This is a genomic window from Streptomyces sp. NPDC015130, from assembly GCF_043080005.1.
Classification (GTDB): domain Bacteria; phylum Actinomycetota; class Actinomycetes; order Streptomycetales; family Streptomycetaceae; genus Streptomyces.
This window is the reverse complement of the sequence record NZ_JBIBVC010000005.1, coordinates 368,842-388,729: the sequence shown is the minus strand read 5'-3', so window position 1 is coordinate 388,729 and position 19,888 is coordinate 368,842. Positions and strand designations below refer to the sequence as shown.

Annotated in this window: 19 protein-coding genes; 17 read left to right on the top strand and 2 right to left on the bottom strand. The window is 71.7% G+C overall.

Features of this window, described 5'->3' with window-relative positions:
- The first annotated feature begins 60 nt into the window (after nt 1–60).
- Together ACF08F_RS13235 and ACF08F_RS13230 are read left to right on the top strand one after the other, a co-directional pair.
- Entirely contained in the window at nt 61–417 is a 357-nt protein-coding gene (locus ACF08F_RS13235) for a hypothetical protein (RefSeq protein WP_189506881.1), read from the top strand.
- 25 nt (nt 418–442) lie between these two features.
- Nucleotides 443–715, top strand: a complete 273-nt coding sequence (locus ACF08F_RS13230; protein WP_392298592.1) for a DUF4031 domain-containing protein — start codon at nt 443–445, stop codon at nt 713–715.
- Between the two features lie 39 nt (nt 716–754).
- On the opposite strand, the gene ACF08F_RS13225 is transcribed toward ACF08F_RS13230, so the two are convergent.
- Nucleotides 755–1,957, bottom strand: a complete 1,203-nt coding sequence (locus ACF08F_RS13225) for a Cmx/CmrA family chloramphenicol efflux MFS transporter (RefSeq protein ID WP_392298732.1) — start codon at nt 1,955–1,957, stop codon at nt 755–757.
- Nucleotides 1,958–2,173: 216 nt separating this feature from the next.
- A complete protein-coding gene (locus ACF08F_RS13220) occupies nt 2,174–2,854 on the bottom strand; it encodes a hypothetical protein (protein WP_392298591.1) in 681 nt (226 codons plus the stop codon).
- 154 nt (nt 2,855–3,008) lie between these two features.
- On the opposite strand from ACF08F_RS13220, the gene ACF08F_RS13215 reads away from it, so the two are divergent.
- From ACF08F_RS13215 to ACF08F_RS13145, 15 genes are all read left to right on the top strand, one after another.
- Entirely contained in the window at nt 3,009–4,445 is a 1,437-nt protein-coding gene (locus tag ACF08F_RS13215; RefSeq protein ID WP_392298590.1) for an MFS transporter, read from the top strand.
- Between the two features lie 88 nt (nt 4,446–4,533).
- Complete coding sequence (locus tag ACF08F_RS13210; RefSeq protein WP_392298589.1) at nt 4,534–5,715, top strand: trans-sulfuration enzyme family protein; 1,182 nt, start codon at nt 4,534–4,536, stop codon at nt 5,713–5,715.
- Nucleotides 5,716–5,814: 99 nt separating this feature from the next.
- Complete coding sequence (locus tag ACF08F_RS13205; protein ID WP_392298588.1) at nt 5,815–6,357, top strand: MaoC family dehydratase; 543 nt, start codon at nt 5,815–5,817, stop codon at nt 6,355–6,357.
- A gap of 207 nt (nt 6,358–6,564) precedes the next feature.
- Complete coding sequence (locus ACF08F_RS13200) at nt 6,565–7,407, top strand: class I SAM-dependent methyltransferase (RefSeq protein ID WP_392298587.1); 843 nt, start codon at nt 6,565–6,567, stop codon at nt 7,405–7,407.
- Nucleotides 7,404–8,447 (top strand): class I SAM-dependent methyltransferase, encoded by a 1,044-nt coding sequence (locus ACF08F_RS13195; RefSeq protein ID WP_392298586.1) that lies wholly within the window; start codon nt 7,404–7,406, stop codon nt 8,445–8,447. Before ACF08F_RS13200 ends, ACF08F_RS13195 begins: the two co-directional genes overlap by 4 nt.
- A gap of 179 nt (nt 8,448–8,626) precedes the next feature.
- Nucleotides 8,627–9,520, top strand: coding sequence for a diiron oxygenase (locus ACF08F_RS13190; RefSeq protein WP_392298585.1), 894 nt, complete (start codon nt 8,627–8,629; stop codon nt 9,518–9,520).
- Nucleotides 9,521–9,561: 41 nt separating this feature from the next.
- Entirely contained in the window at nt 9,562–10,503 is a 942-nt protein-coding gene (locus ACF08F_RS13185; RefSeq protein WP_392298584.1) for a hypothetical protein, read from the top strand.
- A gap of 1 nt (nt 10,504) precedes the next feature.
- Nucleotides 10,505–10,960, top strand: a complete 456-nt coding sequence (gene acpS, locus ACF08F_RS13180; protein ID WP_392298583.1) for a holo-ACP synthase — start codon at nt 10,505–10,507, stop codon at nt 10,958–10,960.
- Between the two features lie 19 nt (nt 10,961–10,979).
- Complete coding sequence (locus ACF08F_RS13175) at nt 10,980–11,231, top strand: acyl carrier protein (protein WP_359671074.1); 252 nt, start codon at nt 10,980–10,982, stop codon at nt 11,229–11,231.
- Nucleotides 11,228–12,448 (top strand): methionine adenosyltransferase, encoded by a 1,221-nt coding sequence (gene metK, locus ACF08F_RS13170; RefSeq protein WP_392298582.1) that lies wholly within the window; start codon nt 11,228–11,230, stop codon nt 12,446–12,448. Before ACF08F_RS13175 ends, metK begins: the two co-directional genes overlap by 4 nt.
- A 3-nt stretch (nt 12,449–12,451) precedes the next feature.
- Nucleotides 12,452–13,435, top strand: a complete 984-nt coding sequence (locus tag ACF08F_RS13165) for a carbohydrate kinase family protein (protein ID WP_392298581.1) — start codon at nt 12,452–12,454, stop codon at nt 13,433–13,435.
- Nucleotides 13,432–16,887 carry a methionine synthase gene (gene metH / locus ACF08F_RS13160; protein ID WP_392298580.1) on the top strand — a complete coding sequence of 1,152 codons (3,456 nt, stop codon included), beginning with the start codon at nt 13,432–13,434 and terminating at the stop codon, nt 16,885–16,887. The genes ACF08F_RS13165 and metH overlap by 4 nt, the downstream gene beginning before the upstream one ends.
- Nucleotides 16,884–17,747 carry a methylenetetrahydrofolate reductase [NAD(P)H] gene (metF, locus tag ACF08F_RS13155; RefSeq protein WP_392298579.1) on the top strand — a complete coding sequence of 288 codons (864 nt, stop codon included), beginning with the start codon at nt 16,884–16,886 and terminating at the stop codon, nt 17,745–17,747. The genes metH and metF overlap by 4 nt, the downstream gene beginning before the upstream one ends.
- Nucleotides 17,740–19,170, top strand: coding sequence for an adenosylhomocysteinase (gene ahcY / locus ACF08F_RS13150; protein ID WP_392298578.1), 1,431 nt, complete (start codon nt 17,740–17,742; stop codon nt 19,168–19,170). The genes metF and ahcY overlap by 8 nt, the downstream gene beginning before the upstream one ends.
- Nucleotides 19,170–19,838 (top strand): maleylpyruvate isomerase family mycothiol-dependent enzyme, encoded by a 669-nt coding sequence (locus ACF08F_RS13145; protein WP_392298577.1) that lies wholly within the window; start codon nt 19,170–19,172, stop codon nt 19,836–19,838. Before ahcY ends, ACF08F_RS13145 begins: the two co-directional genes overlap by 1 nt.
- Nucleotides 19,839–19,888: the final 50 nt, after the last annotated feature.

Here is a 19,888-nt window from a genome sequence, read left to right as displayed (position 1 = left end):
ATCGGTCCCGGAATCGGACGGGACCTTCGTCCTTCCGCGGTGCCGGGTGACAATGAGTGCATGGACGAGATCGACCCGGTGGAGCAGGCGCTGCACACTGCCCGCGCGCTGGTGATGGCCGACCTGGTGGCCCGAGAGGTGGCGGCCGCCGAGGTCGTGTCGATGGTGGAGGACTCGGTGACCCACCGCCGCTGGTGGGTCGAGCAGTGGCCCGAGGGCGTGGAGTACGTCGCCGGCCTCGTCGCCCAGGACGTCCAGGACGCCCTGCTCGAACGGTACGGACGCTGGCCGCTCTGTCCGGTCTGCTCCTCGGGCGACCCGCACGCCCTCGACGTGGAACCCGAGCTGGGCCCGGACCCGCACTGGGTCTGCGGCAAGCAGGGAGTGGTGGTCGCGAGGGTGGGCGGTCTGACGTGAGCCGCAGGCCGGAAGGAGCCCCCGCGTGAGCCTGTACATCGATCCGCCGACCTGGCCGGGCCACGGCCGCATGTGGTCGCACCTGGTCAGCGACGTCTCCTTCGAGGAACTGCACGCCTTCGCCGCCTCGATCGGCGCCCCGCCCCGCGCCTTCGAGCGCGACCACTACGACATCCCCTCCGACCGTTACGCCGACGCGGTGGCGGGCGGCGCGGTCGAGGTCGGCTCCAAGGAGCTCCTCCGCCGCCTCACGGAGGCGGGCCTGCGGCGGCCGAAGGGGCGTCCCCCGGTCGCGTGACGCCCGCCGTCACGCTTCCCGGGAGAACCGCGCGGAGGGTCAGTGCGGCGCAGCCGCCTTCTGCTGCCGCGGAACGCCCGAGGTCACCACGCGGGACGGGGACCTCCGCAGCTTCAGGGCCAGGGCCGTCGCGCCGAGGGCCGTCGCCGTCATCGCAGCGCCGGCCCAGGCGGGGGAGGCGAAGCCGAGGCCGGCGTTGATGACCGTGCCGCCGAGCCAGGGGCCGCCCGTGTTGCCGAGGTTGAAGGCCGCGGTGGTGGTGGCGCCCGCGAGGGTGGGGGCGGCGCCGGCGACGTTGAACATGCGGGCGTTGAGGGCGGGGGCCGTGTAGAAGGCGGAGACGCCGAGGAGGAAGGTGAGGGTGATCGCGGCGACCGGGCTGGACGCCAGGAAGGTCAGGGCGACCAGGAAGGCCGTGGAGGCGGCGATGCCGGTGAGCAGGACGCCGAAGAGGTGGGCGTCGGCGACGCGGCCGCCGATCGTCGTACCGATCAGGGCGCCGATGCCGAAGAGGCCGAGGACCGCGGAGACCCAGCCCTTGTCGAGGCCGGCGACGTCCGTGAGGAGCGGGGCCAGGTAGGAGAAGGCGCAGAAGACGCCGCCCGCGGCGAGCGCGACGATCGCGACCTGGAGCAGGACCTGCGGGTCCCGGTAGATGCCCAGCTCCCGCTTGAGGCGCGGCTTCGTCTCGGGGAGGGGGATGCGGGGGATCCGGGTGAGGACGCCGGCGAGGGCGATCGCGGAGGCGGCGGCGACGGCCCAGAAGGCGGAGCGCCAGCCGAGGTGTTCGCCGAGGAAGGCGCCGGCGGGGACGCCGAGGACGTTGGCGATGGACAGGCCGCCGATCATGACCGCCATGGCGCGGGCACGCGAGCCCACCGGGACCATCGCGATGGCGACGGCCGCGCCGACCGCCCAGAATCCGGCGCAGGCGAGTGCGCTGACGATCCGCGAGGCGAAGAGGATCTCGTAGTCGGGGGCGAGGGCGCCCGCTATCTGGCCGAGGCCGAAGACGGTGATGAGGGCGACCAGGGTCGTCTTGCGGGGGAGGTGGAGCGTCGCCACGGCGAGCAGGGGCGCGCCGACGACCATGCCGATCGCGAAGGCGGAGATGAGCAGCCCGGCGCGGGGGATGGAGACGTTCATGTCCTCCGCGATGGGTGGGAGGAGTCCCGAGAGCATGAACTCGCTCGTGCCGAGCGCGAAGACGGAGAGGCCGAGGATGTAGACGGCCAGGGGCATCCGGGCGGGGGCCGGGGTGGCGGCCGGGTCGGGGGCGGGTGCGGGGTTCGCGGCTTCGGCGGAGAGGGAGGGCATGACATGGGTGAACCAGGATTTTGTGCCTGACATTCCGGATGGGGGAATCGTCTTGCGATGCGGGACGGGGCGGCCCCCGCCCCGCCGCTTCACGGCCGGTGACAACAACCGTGGCCGGTCGAAGATCGGTATGGCGTCGGATCAGTCCGTATCCGTCGGCTCCGTCAGCTCCTTGATCTCCCGTTCCAGGTTCTCCCGTGCCTTCTCCTCCCACACCGCCGCCCCGTACGGCGTGCGGAAAAGGCGGGGCAGTCCGAGAAGCTGGCGGAGGACGGCCGCGCGGCCCTTCCGGAAGTCGCCCTCGGGGACGAAGGCGTACTCCTCGCGGACCGCCGCCACATACCCCCTGTAGGTATCAGGCGAGGTCGCCAGGATCGCGAGGTCCGCGTCGCAGAGCGTCTCGCCGTTCAGGTCGCCCGCGGCGGGGTCGTGGGAGACCGTCAGGCGGACGAGCCGGGCCACCTCGCGCGTCTCGTGCTCCGTCAGGCCCGCCTCGATCAGGGCCCGTTCGGCCAGGGCGGCCGAGCGCTCCTCGTTCTCGGAGCGGTCCGGGCGGTAGACCGCGTCGTGGAACCAGGCGGCCAGGCGTACGAGTTCCAGCTCGCCGCCCTCCCCGCCCTGGTCGGCGAGTTCGTCGATGCGGTCCAGGACCGCCCGCAGGTGGTCGACCGTGTGGTAGCGGCGCTGCGGCTCGGCCCAGCGGGCCAGGAGGTTGCGGCCGTACGGGGCGGGGTCCGGGCCCTCGCGGCCGGCGCGGGCCGCGAGCAGGGTGGCGTTCCAGCGCTGGAGCAGGTCCGGGTGTGCGTGGTCCTCGGCGGTCATGGACGCATTGTGCCCCGGAAGCCCCGCTTCCCTCGCGTACTCATCTCGCTCTTACATACCCCCCATGGGTATGCTACGGTGCTCCGCGAAGGTACCCCCCAGGGGTATGCCTCGGAGGTTACTCGGGGCTCGTCGCGAGCGAAGGGTCAGGGCAATGTCAACCGTCAATCCCCGGCGCTGGTGGGCACTTGTCGTGCTCGCCGCCGCCCAGTTCATGGTCATCATGGACACCTCGATCATCGGGGTCGCACTCCCCGAGATGCAGAAGGACCTGGGCTTCACGCAGGGCGAGCTCCAGTGGGTCTTCAACGCCTACGTCATCGTCTTCGGCGGCCTGCTGCTCCTCGGCGGACGCCTCTCCGACCTCGTCGGGGCCCGCAAGATCTTCGTCACCGGCTGGGCCGTGATGATCGTCGGCTCGATCCTCGCCGCCGCCGCGCAGACCGCCTGGGTCGAGATCGCCGGCCGCGCCGTCCAGGGCGTCGGCGGCGCGCTCATCGCGCCGGCCGCGATGACCCTGCTGATGATGCTCTTCATGCACGACCCGAAGGAGCTCGGCAAGGCCATGGCGCTCTACGGCGCCGCGGCCCCCGCCGGCGGCACCGCGGGCGTCTTCCTCGGCGGCGTCTTCACCGAGTGGGCCGCCTGGCAGTGGGTCTTCATCATCTACATCCCGATCGGCCTCGCGACCCTCGCCGCGACCAAGCTCCTCCCGGACGTCGAGTCCCGCCGCGGCTCCGTCGACGTCCTCGGTGCCGTCGCCGTCACCGCCGGTCTCGCGCTCGCCGTGTTCGCCGTCGTCCGCGCCCCCGAGGTCGGCTGGGGCGCCACCGCCACCATCCTCGAACTGGTCGGCGCTGCAGCCCTGTTGATCCTCTTCTTCGTGATCCAGAAGAGCATCCGCGAGCCGCTCATGCCGCTCAGCGTCTGGCGGGTCCCGCGCCTCGGCTCGGCCAACCTCGCGATGACGCTGCTCGGGGCCGCCTGGATCCCGATGTGGTACTTCCTCAACCTGTACCTCCAGCAGGTCCTGGGCTACGGCGCCTTCGCCTCCGGCGCCGCGCTCCTCCCGATGACCGTGCTCCTCATGATCTTCATGACGGCCATCACCGCCCGGCTCATGATGAAGGTCGGGGCCAAGCCGCTCATCGGCATCGGCCTGCTCGTCCTCGCGGCCGGCCTGGTCTGGCTCGCGGCCGTCCCGCCGACCGGCACCTTCCTCGTCGACGTCCTGCCGGCCTCGCTCGTCGCCGCGCTCGGCATGTCCCTCGCCTACATCCCGGCGATGATCGCCGCGATGTCCGGCGCCCCGCAGGAGCAGGCCGGTCTCGCCTCCGGCATCGTCAACACCACCTACAACGTGGGCTCCGCGCTCGGCCTCGCCGCGCTGACCGCCGTCGCCATGTCCCAGGGCGCCGACCGGCTCGGCGACCTGCCCGCCCTCACCGACGGGTTCTCGTCCGCCTTCATCGGCGCCGCGATCATCGCCGCCCTCGGCGGGGTGATCACCCTCCTCGTCATGAAGAGCGACAAGGCCGTCGCCGCCGAGGCCGCCGCTCCCGCCCCCCAGGGCGAGAAGGTCTCGGCCTGAACCGTCCCGAAGGGGCCGCCCGATGTCCGTCGCCGGACGTCGGGCGGCCCCTTTTCCGTATCGGGATCCACATCCGGAAAGGAAAGCCGTGGAACTGAACACCCGCGCCGTGCACGTGGTCAACGAACCCTTCCCCAGCGGCAGTCGGCCGCTCTCCGTGCCCCTCGTGCAGTCCTCCGCCTTCGCCTTCGACTCCGCGGCCGAGCTCGCCGACGCGATGGCCGGACCCGACGGCCGGTACGTCTACGGCCGCCGCGGCAACCCGACCGTCCGGGCCCTGGAGCAGACCCTCGCCGGCCTGGAAGGCGGCGCCGGGTCCATCGCCTTCGCCTCCGGGATGGGTGCGATCAGCGGCGTACTCCTCGCGCTCCTGCGGCCCGGGGACCGGGTCGTGGCCCAGCGCTGCCTGTACGGGGGCACCCATGCCGTCCTGTCCGACCTGGCCGGGCGGTACGGGATCGAGGTCGTCCGGATCTCCGGCGACGACCCGGCCGAGCTGGAGGCGGCGGCCGTCCACCCCGCCACCCGGCTCCTCGTCCTGGAGACCATCGCCAACCCCACGGGACAGGTCCCCGACCTGCCGGGACTGCTCGCGGTCGCCCGCGCGGCCGGCGTCACGAGCCTCGTCGACAACTCGCTCGCCTCGCCCGTGCTGTGTCGCCCCCTGGAGCTCGGCGCCGACATCGTCGTCCACTCGACGACCAAGTACCTCTCCGGGCACTCCGACGTCCTCGGCGGCGCGGCCGTCTTCGCCGACGACGAGCTGCGCGGGCGGGTGTGGCCGAGGACCGTCGAACTCGGCGCCTGCGCCGACCCGTTCGCGGCCTGGCTGACCCTGCGCGGCATACCCACCCTGCCGCTGCGGATGCGCGAGCACTGCGCCAACGCCGTCTCGCTCGCGGCGGTGCTCGCCGAGCGCGCCGAGTCCCGCGGCGACGTCACCGCCGTGCACTACCCGTGGCTCACGGGCCACCCCTCGCGCGAGAACGCCCGCAAGGTCCTCTCGGGCGGCGGCGGGCTCCTCTCCTTCGAGCTGCGGGGCGGCCGGGAGGCGGGCCGGGCCTTCGTCGAGCGTGTGCGCCTCGCGAAGCTGGCGCTCTCCCTCGGGGGTGTGGAGACCCTGGTGACGCACCCCGCCTCCACCTCCCACCGGGAGCTCGACGGGGCCGCGCTGGAGGCCGCCGGGATCGGTGCCGGCCTGGTGCGGATGTCCGTCGGGATCGAGGACGTCGACGACCTCCGGGCCGACCTCGAACAGGCCCTCGCCTGAACGGATTCCGGCCTTCTTTTGGGTTGACAAAATAAATGAGTGATTCGTAGATTGGATGTCGCCAGGGAAAGCTCACTCCTAGGTCAAGGGGGGCGCGTGATGCGCTACTTCGAGGACTTCCGGCCCGGCGACGTCCACGAGCTGGGCACCGTCACCGTCACGACGGAGGAGGTGCTGGAGTTCGGCAGGCGCTTCGATCCGCAGCCCTTCCACACGGACCCCGAGCTCGCGGCGGGTTCGCAGTTCGGCGGTCTGATCGCGAGCGGCTTCCACACGCAGTCGATGTTCATGCGGCGGTACGTGGACGGCCTGCTCGCCTACAGCGCCTGTATGGGCTCGCCCGGCATCGACGAGGTCCGCTACCTGCGGCCCGTCCGCCCGGGCGACGTCCTCACCGCGCGCGTCGAGATCCTCGGCTCCACCCCGTCGCCGTTCAACCGCACCACCGGCACCGTCAAACCGCGGTGCACCCTGGTGGCCGCCGACGGGACGGCCGTGTTCAGCATGATCCTGCACAGCATCTTCCGCCGGCGCCCCGCCGGCACCGAGGCCGCGCATCTGTCGTCGATGCCCGCGGCCGAGGACCCCGTCGCCTGCGGGCGACCGGTGGCGAAGTCCGCTGTTCCGGCCATGAGTTCCTGACGGACCGTCCTCCGCAGGGCCGTGAACACGGCCGTCCGCAGTTCCCGCCCCGCAGTTCCCGCCCCTCCGGGACCGTCCCCTCCGGACCGTCCCCTCTGGGACCCGTACCCGCCGGGACCGTCCCCTCCGGACCGTCCCCGGCGGCCCGCCCCGATTCTTCCCACCCCGATTCTTCCCACCCTGTTCGCCAGTGAAGGGGGACCTCCTGTGGAGGCCGTATCCCGCACCGCCCAGTGGACCGCCGCCGCGCGCGCCCTGGAGACCGAGCGCGAGGACCGGCTGTTCGCCGATCCCTACGCGCGGACGGTCGCCGACCAGATCGGCTTCGAACTGCTCGACCGCTACGACGGGGGCGGCATCGTGCCGTTCCTCGCCATCCGCACCACCTACCTCGACCGGGCCATCGTCAAGGCGGTGGATGAGCGCGGCATCCGCCAGGTCGTCTTCCTCGCCGCCGGCATGGACACCCGCTTCTTCCGGCTCCCCTGGCCCGACGGCGTCACCGTCTACGAGCTGGACCGCCCCGCGCTCCTCGCCGCCAAGGCCGAGATGCTCGCGGACGAGCCACAGCCCGCCGGCCGCACCCGCGTCACCGTCCCCGTCGACCTGACCCAGGACTGGACCGGCTTCCTGAAGGAGGCGGGCTGGAAGAGCGAGGAGCCCGTCCTCTGGGTCGTCGAAGGCCTGCTGTTCTTCCTGCCCGAGCAGGCCGTACGCGGCCTCATCTCGACGCTCGCCGCGCACTCCGCGCCCGGCTCCGTGCTGCTCGGCGACGTCATCTCCCGGGCCGCCCTGGTCAACCCGCTGGCCCGCACCTTCCTCCAGGCCCTGAAGGACGACGGCAACCCGTGGCTCTTCGGCACCGAGGAGCCCGAGGCGCTGCTCGACGCCTGCGGCTGGGCCGTACGGGAGGTCAGGCAGCCCGGCGAGGAGGGCGCCGACTTCGAGCGCTGGCCCTACCAGGTCGCGCCCCGCGCCCTCCCCGGCGTCCCGAGGTCGTTCCTCTTCACCTGCGACACCCCCGGACACGGCGAGGAGGAGGCGGCATGAGCGCCCACGACTTCCACCAGCGGGTCATCACCGACGCCGGCGCGGCCGTCCGCGGACTGACCGTCGCCCTCGGCCAGCGCCTCGGCCTCTACGCGGCCCTGGCAGAGAAGGGCCCCCTCACCGCGGCGCGGCTCGCTGAGGAGACCGGCACGAACGAGCGGTACATCGAGGAGTGGCTGCACGCCCAGCTCTCCGCCGGGTACGTCGAGCGGCACCCGAGCTCGCTCACGTACACCCTCCCCGCCGACCACGTCGAGGTCCTCGCCGACCCGAAGGCCGTCACCTACGCCGCCGGGTTCTTCACCGCCCTCAAGGCGCTGTACGCCACCGAGGACCTGCTCGTCGAGGCGTACCGGACCGGGGACGGCGTCGGCTGGGCCGAGCACGACGCGGCCCTCGACACGGGCATGGGCTCCTTCTTCCAGCCCACCTACGAGCACAAGCTCGTCCCCGACTGGCTGCCCGCCCTGCACGAGGTCACCGGGAAGCTCTCCGCCGGCGGCACCGTCGCGGACGTCGGCTGCGGCGTCGGCCACACCACCCTCCTCATCGCCGAGGCGTTCCCGCAGGCGACGGTCCACGGCTTCGACTACTCCGAGGAGGCCGTCGCGATCGCCCGCGGGCTCGCCGAGGAGGCCGGTCTGTCCGACCGGGTCGTCTTCGAGGTCGCCTCGGCCGACGACTACCCGGGCTCCGGCTACGACCTGGTGTGCTTCTTCAACGCCCTGCACGACATGGGCGACCCGGTCGCCGCCGCCCAGCACGTCCACAAGTCCCTGGACGCGGACGGCACCTGGATGCTCGTCGAGTCGAACGTGTCCCCGCAGGACATCGACACGCAGACCCCCGCCGCCCGCATGTTCATGGCCCTGTCGGCCGTGATGTGCCTGCCGGTCGCGGTCGCGCAACGCGGCCCGCACGCCCTCGGCAACCACTCCGGCGAGAAGGCCTTCCGGGCCATCGCGGAGGAGGCCGGCTTCACCCGCTGGCGGCGCGCCACGGAGACCGCGGTCAACGCGGTGTACGAAGTCCGGCCCTGAGGGCCCCAGGCCCCGCACCCCCTGAGCCTGAGGGCGAGTGAGCCGAAGGGGGCCGTCGGGGGAACGCGTCCGAGCGCGCGGAGTTCCCGAGGAACGAGGGAGCGAGCACGTACGGACGCGTGAGCCCGGCTCAAGGCCCCCGGAGGTGAACCGAGCCCCGAAAGAAGAGGAGTGAATCCATGGGCGTGACCGCCCCCCTGCCCGTGACCGACCGGTTCATGGAGGTCCTGGAGCGGCTCAGCGAGCGCTCCGTCGAGGACTACTACAACCCGTACCAGACCTTCCAATGGCCCGAGACGCTGGAGGAGAACCGTTTCTGGATGACCCCGGAGCTGCTCACCGTCTACGGCACCGAGCACTACGACACCCTCGGTGAGGAAACGCTTCAGCGCCTGTCGAAGTGGGAGTCCATCAACTTCTACAGCCTGAACGTCCACGGCATCCGCGAGCTCCTCATCGAGGTCGTCGGCCGCATCCACATGCCGGGCTTCGAGGTCCCCTCGGACTTCTTCCACCACTTCATCGGTGAGGAGAACGAACACATGTGGTTCTTCTCCGAGTTCTGCCGCCGCTACGGCCACAAGATCTACGGCTCCACCGCGATGCGCGCCGACGCGGCCTGGGAGCCCGAGGTCGAGAACTTCCTGGTCTTCACCCGCATCCTCTTCTTCGAGGAGCTGGTCGACCACTACAACTCCCGGATGGCGAAGGACGACTCCCTCTGCCACACCATCCGCGAGGTCAACCGCATCCACCACCAGGACGAGTCCCGGCACATCGCCTTCGGCCGCGAACTGGTCTCGCTCCTGTACGCCCGGATGTGCCAGGCGGTCAGCGCCGAGCGGGTGCGGGAGGTGGAGGCGTACCTCAAGCGGTACGTCGTCTACAGCACCAACTCCCTCTACAACCCGCACGTCTACCGCGACGCCGGCATCCCCGACCCGCTGGCCCTGCGCAACGCGCTGGTCGCCGACGAACGCCGCCGGCCGCACGAGCGCAAGGCCATCCGCAAGCCGCTCGCCTTCTTCCTGAAGACCGGGATCTTCTCCGACGACACCCTGCCCGTCGTCTGAGCGCCCGCGCCGAGACCTCCCACCCGAGAGGTGAAGAGACCATGACCGTGACGACCCCCGCGCAAGCCGGGGCCCCCGAGGCAGTCGGGGACAGCCGGGACAGGCCGAGGAGCGACCGGCCGGGCACCACCCGGGGCCTGCCCTCGCTCGGACCGGAGGGGACGCGCCTGCTGCGGCTCCTCGACGACACCTTCGAAGGCTGGGGCACGACCGCGGGCGCCCGCCCGATGACCATGCCCCCGCTCCTGCCGGCCGCCGACCTGGCCCGGCTGGACTACTACGACAACTTCCCGCACCAGGCCGTCGTCGCCGCCCCGCTCGACCTGGAGCGCCGCGCGACCACGCCCTTCTCCGCGGACACCGGCTGCTTCCCGAGCGACGCCCTCGAACCGGCCGCGCTCGGACTGCCCTCGGCGTCCTGCTACGCCGTCTACCTCGACCACCAGGGCACCCGGGTCGCCGACGACACCCTCGTCACCGTCTGCTCCTGGTGCTTCCGCAAGGAGACCCACTACGAAGGCATGCGGCGCCAGCTCGGCTTCCGCATGCGGGAGATCGTCGCCATCGGAGCCCGCGAGCACGCCGAGGCGCACCTCGCCGACTTCACCGCCCGCATCCAGGCCTTCGCGACGGCGCTCGACCTGCCGCTGCGCAAGGAGGCCGCCTGCGACCCCTTCTTCGACAAGGGCAGCTCGAAGGCGGTCCTCCAGCGCCTCACCCCGGTCAAGTACGAGTTCCTCTACGAGGACCTGGCCATCGCCTCGGTCAACACGCACCGGAACTTCTTCGGGGACCGCTGCGACATCACCCTGGAGTCGACCGGCGGACCGGCCTTCACCAGCTGTGTCGCCTTCGGCCTGGAGCGCTGGCTGTCCGCACTGACCCGCCGACACGGCAGCTGGGAGTCCGCCACCCGGGCGGTGCTCGACGCGAACGCCCGCACGCGGGCCGGTGCGAGCGGCACGGCCGGGCCGGTGATCTGACGTGCCGGCCCGTCCCGCCGCCCCGCCGGCGGGCGGCCTGGGGTGGGCGAACCTCGGCATGGACATCGTGTCCGTCAACCGTGTCCGCAGGCTCCTCGCCGAGTACGGCGAGCTGTTCTTCGAGCGGATGCTCACCCCCGGCGAGCTCGCCGACTGCCGTACCTCCTCCGGGCTCGACGTCCTGAGCCTGTGCGGGCGGATCGCGGCCAAGGAAGCGGCCTTCAAGACCTTACGGGTCAGGGGCAGGTTCCTGCCCTGGCCGGACATCGTCGTACGGCGCTCCGAGGGCGGCTGGCCGCTCGTGGAGCTGCACCGGACCGCCGCCGAGATGGCCGCCGAGTCCGGGATCACCGAGATCACCGTGTCCATCAGCCACGACGTGGACTACGCGGTGGCGGTGGCCGCCCCGATCGTCGCCCCCGCCCCCGCTCCCGCCCCCGCCACACCCATCCAGTAGCAGCTAAAGGAGATCAACCATGGCCGACGGCCTGCAGACGGTGAAGAACTGGATCCTCGACCGTCACCCCGAGCGCGACGACATCGCCTCCGACCTCGACCTGATCGAGAACCGGCTCATCGACTCGCTGTCCTTCGTCGAGTTCGTCTTCCTCCTGGAGCAGGAGAGCGGCACCTCCATCCAGATGGAGACCCTGGAGGTCGAGTCGATCCGCACCCTCGGCGCGATCGAGCAGCACTTCTTCAAGACCCCTGCGGAGGCCCAGGCATGAGCCGCCGCCTCTTCACCTCGGAGTCCGTCACCGAGGGACACCCCGACAAGATCGCCGACCGGATCAGCGACACGATCCTCGACGCGCTCCTCGCCGAGGACCCCCACTCCCGGGTGGCCGTGGAGACCCTCATCACCACCGGCCAGGTCCACATCGCCGGCGAGGTCACCACCAGCGCGTACGCGCCGGTGGCCCAGCTGGTGCGCGAGGCCGTCCTCGACATCGGCTACGACTCCTCCGCGAAGGGCTTCGACGGCGCCTCCTGCGGCGTCTCCGTCTCCATCGGCGCCCAGTCCCCGGACATCGCGCAGGGCGTCGACACGGCCCACGAGGCCCGTGTGGAGGGCGCCCTGGACGAGCTCGCCGCCCAGGGCGCCGGCGACCAGGGCCTGATGTTCGGCTACGCCTGCGACGACACCGCGGAACTCATGCCGCTGCCGATCGCGCTGGCCCACCGCCTGTCGCTCCGGCTGACCGAGGTCCGCAAGGACGGCACCGTGCCGTACCTGCGCCCGGACGGGAAGACGCAGGTCACCATCGAGTACGACGGGGACCGCCCGGTCCGTCTCGACACGGTGGTCGTCTCCTCGCAGCACGCCGCCGACATCTCCGTCGAGGGCCTGCTCGCCCCGGACGTCCGCGAGTACGTCGTCGAGCACGTCCTCAAGGAGCTCGTCGAGGAGGGCGTCACCCTGGAGTCCGACGGCTACCGGCTCCTGGTCAACCCGACCGGCCGCTTCGAGATCGGCGGCCCGATGGGCGACGCCGGCCTCACCGGCCGCAAGATCATCATCGACACGTACGGCGGCATGGCCCGTCACGGCGGCGGTGCCTTCTCGGGCAAGGACCCGTCGAAGGTCGACCGCTCGGCCGCGTACGCGATGCGCTGGGTCGCGAAGAACGTCGTCGCCGCCGGTCTCGCCCGCCGCTGCGAGGTCCAGGTCGCGTACGCGATCGGCAAGGCCGAGCCCGTCGGCCTCTTCGTCGAGACCTTCGGCACCGGCACCCTCCCGGACACGGCGATCCAGGAGGCCGTCAGCGAGGTCTTCGACCTCCGCCCGGCCGCGATCGTCCGCGACCTGGACCTCAAGCGGCCGATCTACGCCGCGACGGCCGCCTACGGCCACTTCGGCCGCGAGCTCCCCGAGTTCACCTGGGAGCGCACGGACCGCGTGGAGGCCCTGAAGAAGGCAGCGCAAGAAGGAAAAGGGGTCTGACCCATGCGTATCGCTGTCACGGGATCCATCGCGACCGACCATCTGATGACCTTCCCCGGCTGGTTCAGCGAGCAGCTGCTCGCCGACCGGCTGGACCGGGTCTCCCTGTCGTTCCTCGCCGACAACCTGGAGGTCAGGCGCGGCGGAGTGGCAGCGAACATCGCCTTCGGGCTCGGCGTCCTCGGCCTGCGGCCCGCCCTCGTGGGCGCGGTCGGGGCCGACTTCGAGCCGTACCGGGTCTGGCTGAAGGACCACGGCGTGGACACCGACTCGGTGCGCGTCAGCGAGACGCTCCACACCGCCCGCTTCGTCTGTACCACCGACCGGGCCCAGAACCAGATCGCCACCTTCTACGCGGGGGCGATGGCCGAGGCGCGCGAGATCGACCTGCGGGACGTCGTCGCGCGCACCGGCCGGCTGGAACTGGTCCTGGTCTCCCCGGACGACCCCCAGGCCATGCTCCGGCACACCCGCACCTGCCGTGACCTGGGGATACCCTTCGCCGCCGACCCGTCGCAGCAGCTGGCGCGGCTGGACGGCGCGGAGGTGCGGGAGCTGGTGGACGGGGCGCGGTTCCTCTTCACCAACGAGTACGAGACGGCCCTGCTCCTGGAGAAGTCCGGCTGGGGCGAGGCCGAGGTGCTGCGCAGGGTCGGCACCTGGGTCACGACGCACGGGGAGGCGGGCGTCCGCATCCACGGCGCGGGCCGCGCGACGCTCGCCGTGCCGGCGGTGCCGGCCGCCGGGGTCGTCGACCCGACGGGCGTCGGCGACGCCTTCCGGGCGGGTTTCCTCGCGGCGACGCTGTGGGGCGTGACCGAGCGGTGCGCGGCGCAGCTGGGCTGCGCGGTCGCGGCGACCGTCCTCGACTACGTGGGGACGCAGGAGTACCGGCTGCACCGGGACTCCCTCCTGGACCGGATCAGGACGACGTACGGGGTGGGCTGCACGGCCACGCTCGTCACGCATCTGAGGGGGCTGACATGAGGCGTTCCCTCCGGGAGGAGCTCGCCACCCGGGTCGTGGTGGCCGACGGTGCGATGGGCACGATGCTCCAGGCCGCAGACCCGACGATGGACGACTTCCGGCAGCTGGAGGGGTGCAACGAGATCCTCAACCTCACGCGCCCCGACATCGTCGCCTCCGTCCACGACGCCTACTTCTCGGTCGGCGTGGACTGCGTCGAGACCAACACCTTCGGCGCGAACCTCGCCGCGCTCGCCGAGTACGGCATCGAGAACCAGGTGTACGAGCTGTCGGAGGCCGGCGCCCGGATCGCCCGTACGACCGCCGACGCGCACACGGCCACGGACGGCCGCCCCCGCTGGGTCCTCGGCTCCATGGGCCCCGGCACGAAGCTGCCGACCCTCGGCCACGTCACGTACGAGCCCCTCCGCGACGCCTTCCAGCAGAACGCGGAGGGCCTGATCAGGGGCGGCGCGGACGCCCTGCTCATCGAGACCTCGCAGGACCTGCTCCAGACGAAGGCGGCCGTCATCGGCGCCCGCCGCGCCCTGGACTGGGTCGGCGTGGACCTGCCGGTGATCGTGCAGGTCACCGTCGAGACGACGGGCACGATGCTGCTCGGCTCGGAGATCGGCGCGGCGCTGACCGCGCTCGAACCCCTCGGCATCGACATGATCGGCCTGAACTGCGCCACGGGCCCCGCCGAGATGGCCGAGCACCTGCGCCACCTGTCCCGGCACGCCCGGATCCCGATCTCCGTCATGCCCAACGCGGGCCTGCCCGTCCTCACCGCCGACGGCGCCCACTATCCGCTGTCCCCGGCCGAACTGGCCGACGCCCAGGAGGCGTTCGTCCGCGACTACGGCCCCTCCCTGGTCGGCGGCTGCTGCGGCACGACCCCGGAGCACCTGCGGGAGATCGTGGAGCGGGTGCGGGGCGCGGCGGTCCTCGACCGGCGGCCGACGCCGGAGCCGGGCGCCTCCTCGCTCTACAGCCACGTGCCGTTCCGGCAGGACACCGCGTACCTGGCGATCGGCGAGCGCACGAACGCCAACGGCTCGAAGAAGTTCCGCGAGGCCATGCTGGACGGCCGCTGGGACGACTGCGTCGAGATGGCCCGGGACCAGATCCGCGAGGGCGCGCACATGCTCGACCTGTGCGTGGACTACGTGGGCCGGGACGGCACGGCGGACATGGCGGAGCTGGCGGGCCGGTTCGCGACGGCCTCGACCCTGCCGATCGTCCTCGACTCGACCGAGATCGGAGTGCTGCGGGCAGGCCTGGAGAAGCTCGGCGGCCGGGCCGTCGTCAACTCGGTCAACTACGAGGACGGTGACGGCCCCGACTCGCGGTTCGCGCAGGTCACGGCCCTTGCGAAGGAGCACGGCGCGGCGCTGATGGCGCTGACGATCGACGAGGAGGGCCAGGCCAGGACGGCCGCGGCGAAGGTGGCGATCGCCGAGCGGCTCATCGCGGACCTCACCGGCACCTGGGGCATCCGCGAGTCCGACATCCTCATCGACACCCTGACCTTCACGATCTGCACGGGCCAGGAGGAGTCGCGGGGCGACGGCGTCGCGACGATCGAGGCGATCCGCGAGCTGAAGCGGCGCCACCCGGAGGTCCAGACGACCCTGGGTCTGTCGAACATCTCCTTCGGCCTCAACCCGGCCGCGCGCATCGTCCTCAACTCGGTCTTCCTCGACGAGTGCGTGCAGGCCGGCCTCGACTCGGCGATCGTGCACGCCTCGAAGATCCTGCCGATCGCCCGCCTGGAGCGGGAGCAGGTCGAGGTGGCGCTCGACCTGATCCACGACCGGCGGCGGGACGGGTACGACCCGCTCCAGCGGTTCCTGGAGATGTTCGAGGGCGCGACGGCGAAGTCCCTCAAGGCGGGGAAGGCCGAGGAGCTCCTCGCGCTGCCGCTCGACGAGCGGCTCAGGCGCCGGATCGTCGACGGCGAGAAGAACGGCCTGGAGGCGGACCTGGACTCCGCCCTTACCGGGCGCCCCGCCCTGGAGATCGTCAACGACGTACTGCTCGACGGCATGAAGACCGTCGGCGAGCTCTTCGGCTCCGGCCAGATGCAGCTGCCGTTCGTGCTCCAGTCCGCCGAGGTCATGAAGACGGCGGTCGCCCACCTCGAACCGCACATGGAGAAGTCCGACGCCGAGGGCAAGGGCACGATCGTCCTCGCCACCGTCCGCGGAGACGTCCACGACATCGGCAAGAACCTCGTCGACATCATCCTCTCCAACAACGGCTACAACGTCGTCAACATCGGCATCAAGCAGCCCGTCTCCGCGATCCTGGATGCCGCCGAGGAGCACAGGGCCGACGTCATCGGCATGTCCGGCCTGCTGGTGAAGTCCACGGTCATCATGAAGGAGAACCTCCAGGAGCTGAACGGCCGCGGCCTCGCCGACCGCTTCCCCGTGATCCTCGGCGGCGCGGCCCTGACCAGGGCCTACGTCGAGCAGGACCTCCACGAGCTGTACGAGGGCGAGGTCCGGTACGCCCGCGACGCCTTCGAGGGCCTCCGCCTCATGGACGCGCTCATGGGCGTCAAGCGCGGCGTCCCCGGAGCCGCGCTCCCGCCCCTCAAGCAGCGCCGCGTACCCCGGCGCGAGACACCGCTCACGGAGGTACGGGAGCCCGGGCCGGCCGGCCGCTCCGACGTCGCCGCCGACAACCCCGTACCCGAACCCCCCTTCCTCGGGACGCGGGTCGTCAAGGGCATCCCCCTCGCCGAGTACGCCCCCTGGCTCGACGAGACCGCCCTCTTCAAGGGCCAGTGGGGCCTGAAGGACGCCGGGACGATCGAGACGGAGGGGCGGCCCAGGCTGCGGGCGCTCCTCGACCGGATCGAGCGCGAAGGCCTCGTCGAAGCAGCCGTCGTCCACGGCTGGTTCCCCTGTGTGTCCAAGGGCGACGACCTGATCGTCCTGGACGAGGACGGAGGCGAGCGGACCCGCTTCTCCTTCCCCCGCCAGCAGCGGGGCCGCCGCCTCTGCCTGGCCGACTTCCACCGCGCCGAGGACTCCGGCGAGGTCGACGCGGTCGCCCTCCAGGTCGTCACCGTCGGCTCCCGCATCGGCGAGGAGACGGCCCGGCTCTTCGCCGCCGACCGCTACCGCGACTACCTCGAACTCCACGGCCTCTCGGTCCAGTTGGCCGAAGCCCTCGCCGAGTACTGGCACGCGCGGGTACGCGCCGACTGGGGCATCGCCCACGGCGACCCGGCCGGCCTGGACGGCATGCTCCGCACCGAGTACCAGGGCTGCCGCTACTCGCTCGGCTACCCGGCCTGCCCGGACCTGGAGGACCGCGCGAAGATCGCCGCGCTCCTGCGCCCCGAGCGGATCGGGGTCGAGCTGTCCGAGGAGTACCAGCTGCACCCGGAGCAGTCGACGGACGCGATCGTCGTGCACCACCCGGAGGCGAGCTACTTCAACGCGGGAGGCCGCAGATGAGCCCCACGTACTCGTTCGAGTTCTTCCCGCCGAAGACGGACAGGGGCGAGCGGACCCTGTGGGAGGCGATCCGCCGCGTCGAGGCCCTCTCGCCGGACTTCGTCTCCGTGACGTACGGCGCGGGCGGCTCGTCCCGCGACCGGACCGTCCAGGTCACCAAGCGGATCGCGGCCGAGACGACCCTGCGGCCGGTCGCGCACCTCACGGCCGTCGGCCACTCGGTCGCCGAACTGCGCTCGATCATCGGCGCGTACGCCGACGCCGGGGTCCGGGACGTCCTCGTGCTGCGCGGCGACCCGCCGGGCGATCCGCGCGGCGCGTGGACACCGCACCCGCGCGGCTTCACGTACGCGTACGAACTCGTCGAGCTGGTCCGCTCGTTGGGCGACTTCCGGATCGGGGTGGCCGCCTTCCCGGAGGGCCACCCGAGGTCGGCGGGTCCGGCCGACGACCTGGCGCACTTCGTCGCCAAGTGCCGGGCGGGCGCGGACTACGCCATCACGCAGATGTTCTTCGACCCGGAGGACTACCTGCGGCTGCGGGACCGGGTGGCGGCCGCCGGCTGCGACACCCCGATCATCCCGGAGATCATGCCGGCCACCGACGTGCGCCAGATCCGGCGCTTCGCCGAGCTGAGCGACGCAGCCTTCCCCGAGGACCTGGCGCACCGTCTGGAGGCGGCCAAGGACGACCCGGCGGCCGCGTACCGCATCGGCGTCGAGCACGCGACGGCGATGGGCCTGCGGCTGCTCGACGAGGGCGCGCCGGGCCTGCACCACATCACCCTGAACAAGTCGACGGCGGCCCTGGAAATCCACCGAACCGTCCTGAGCGCAAGGAGAGTTGCCGCACATGTCTGACGCATTCGACTTCACCGACGTCAACGACTTCCACGACTACAAGGTCGCCGACATCTCGCTCGCCGCCTTCGGCCGCAAGGAGATCACCCTCGCCGAGCACGAGATGCCCGGCCTGATGGCGATCCGCCGCGAGTACGCGGAGGCACAGCCGCTGGCGGGGGCGCGGATCACCGGCTCGCTCCACATGACCGTGCAGACCGCGGTCCTCATCGAGACGCTCGTCGCGCTCGGCGCCGAGGTCCGCTGGGTGTCCTGCAACATCTACTCGACGCAGGACCACGCGGCCGCCGCGATCGCCGCCGCGGGCATCCCGGTCTTCGCCTGGAAGGGCGAGACCCTGGAGGAGTACTGGTGGTGCACCGAGCAGGCCCTGACCTGGCCCGGCGCCGACGGCCCCAACATGATCCTCGACGACGGCGGTGACGCCACCGTCCTCGTCCACAAGGGTGTGGAGTACCAGAAGGCCGGCGCGGTCCCGGACCCGTCGACCGCCGAGAACGACGAGCACCGGGTCGTCCTGGAGCTGCTCCGCACCACCACCCTGGACTGGTCGACCATCGCCGTCGGCATCCGTGGCGTCACGGAGGAGACGACGACGGGCGTCCACCGCCTGTACGAGATGCACCGCGAGGGCGCGCTGCTCTTCCCGGCGATCAACGTGAACGACGCCGTGACGAAGTCGAAGTTCGACAACAAGTACGGCTGCCGCCACTCCCTGATCGACGGCATCAACCGCGCCACCGACGTCCTCATCGGCGGCAAGACGGCGGTCGTCTGCGGCTACGGCGACGTCGGCAAGGGCAGCGCCGAGTCGCTGCGCGGCCAGGGCGCGCGGGTGATCGTCACCGAGATCGACCCGATCTGCGCGCTCCAGGCGGCGATGGACGGCTACCAGGTGGCGACCCTGGAGGACGTCGTCGAGACCGCCGACATCTTCATCACCACCACGGGCAACAAGGACATCATCATGGCGTCCGACATCGCCCGCATGAAGCACCAGGCGATCGTCGGGAACATCGGCCACTTCGACAACGAGATCGACATGGCCGGCCTGGCACGGATCCCGGGCATCGTGAAGGACGAGGTGAAGCCGCAGGTCCACACGTGGACGTTCGAGGACGGCAAGGTCGTCATCGTCCTCTCGGAAGGCCGCCTCCTCAACCTCGGCAACGCGACCGGCCACCCCTCCTTCGTGATGTCGAACTCCTTCGCGGACCAGACCCTGGCCCAGATCGAGCTCTTCACGAAGCCGGAGCAGTACCCGGTGGACGTCCACACGCTCCCGAAGCACCTGGACGAGAAGGTGGCGCGCCTGCACCTGGACGCCCTGGGTGTACGCCTCACGACCCTCCGCCCGGAGCAGGCGTCGTACATCGGCGTCCCGGTCGAGGGCCCGTACAAGCCGGACCACTACCGCTACTGATGTGTGCCGACGACACACGTGACCCGTGGCTCCCCGACCGGCTGCTCCGCACGGAGCGGGATCTGCTGATGCCGCTGCTGCGGCGGACGCCGGAGGAGGCGTACGAGCTCCGGACGGCGTGCCCCGGGTGGACGGCGCGGCAGGTCCTGGCCCACTGCGGGGCGGCGCTGGTCCGGATCGTGGAGGACCGGCTGGAGGAGGGCGTGTTCCTGCCGGAGGCGAACGCCTGCGACGTGGCCGAGCGGGAGGGCTGGCCGCTGGCCCGGATCCTCGACGAACTGGAACGCGGCCTGACGGAGGCGGGGCCGGTCATCGCGGAGCGGGAGGACGGCCGGCTCGACGCGGTCGCGCTCGGCGAGTGGGTCCACGCGGGGGACGTACGGGAGGCCTTCGGCGAACCGGGGGCGTACTGCGGGCAGAGCCTGGACCTCGCCCTCCCGCTCCTCTCGGTGACGAGCCGCAAGCGGGAGACCCCCCGCCTGGTGGGCGTCCTCGCCGACCGCGAGGACCGGCCGGTGGCGCTCGGCAACGCGCGGGAGGGCCGCCCGGAGGCCCGCTTCCACGGCGACGCGGCGACCCTGATCCGCATCTACGCGGGCCGCCCCCTGGTCCGCACCCGCTACGAACTCACGGGCGCCACGGAACAGGAACTCCTCATCTACCGCTAGGGCGTGTTGCGGGAGCTGGGCGAGGAGTGTCCCGCGGGTGTCCCGCCCCC

What these genes read in the sequence shown, in the direction of transcription:
- ACF08F_RS13235 (WP_189506881.1), top strand. Translation starts at nt 61, where the DNA reads ATGGACGAGATCGACCCGGTGGAGCAGGCGCTGCACACTGCCCGCGCG.
- ACF08F_RS13225 (WP_392298732.1), bottom strand. Translation starts at nt 1,957, where the DNA reads ATGCCCCTGGCCGTCTACATCCTCGGCCTCTCCGTCTTCGCGCTCGGC.
- ACF08F_RS13220 (WP_392298591.1), bottom strand. Translation starts at nt 2,854, where the DNA reads ATGACCGCCGAGGACCACGCACACCCGGACCTGCTCCAGCGCTGGAAC.
- ACF08F_RS13215 (WP_392298590.1), top strand. Translation starts at nt 3,009, where the DNA reads ATGTCAACCGTCAATCCCCGGCGCTGGTGGGCACTTGTCGTGCTCGCC.
- ACF08F_RS13205 (WP_392298588.1), top strand. Translation starts at nt 5,815, where the DNA reads ATGCGCTACTTCGAGGACTTCCGGCCCGGCGACGTCCACGAGCTGGGC.
- ACF08F_RS13195 (WP_392298586.1), top strand. Translation starts at nt 7,404, where the DNA reads ATGAGCGCCCACGACTTCCACCAGCGGGTCATCACCGACGCCGGCGCG.
- ACF08F_RS13190 (WP_392298585.1), top strand. Translation starts at nt 8,627, where the DNA reads ATGGGCGTGACCGCCCCCCTGCCCGTGACCGACCGGTTCATGGAGGTC.
- ACF08F_RS13185 (WP_392298584.1), top strand. Translation starts at nt 9,562, where the DNA reads ATGACCGTGACGACCCCCGCGCAAGCCGGGGCCCCCGAGGCAGTCGGG.
- ACF08F_RS13175 (WP_359671074.1), top strand. Translation starts at nt 10,980, where the DNA reads ATGGCCGACGGCCTGCAGACGGTGAAGAACTGGATCCTCGACCGTCAC.
- metK (WP_392298582.1), top strand. Translation starts at nt 11,228, where the DNA reads ATGAGCCGCCGCCTCTTCACCTCGGAGTCCGTCACCGAGGGACACCCC.
- ACF08F_RS13165 (WP_392298581.1), top strand. Translation starts at nt 12,452, where the DNA reads ATGCGTATCGCTGTCACGGGATCCATCGCGACCGACCATCTGATGACC.
- metH (WP_392298580.1), top strand. Translation starts at nt 13,432, where the DNA reads ATGAGGCGTTCCCTCCGGGAGGAGCTCGCCACCCGGGTCGTGGTGGCC.
- metF (WP_392298579.1), top strand. Translation starts at nt 16,884, where the DNA reads ATGAGCCCCACGTACTCGTTCGAGTTCTTCCCGCCGAAGACGGACAGG.
- ahcY (WP_392298578.1), top strand. Translation starts at nt 17,740, where the DNA reads ATGTCTGACGCATTCGACTTCACCGACGTCAACGACTTCCACGACTAC.
- ACF08F_RS13145 (WP_392298577.1), top strand. Translation starts at nt 19,170, where the DNA reads ATGTGTGCCGACGACACACGTGACCCGTGGCTCCCCGACCGGCTGCTC.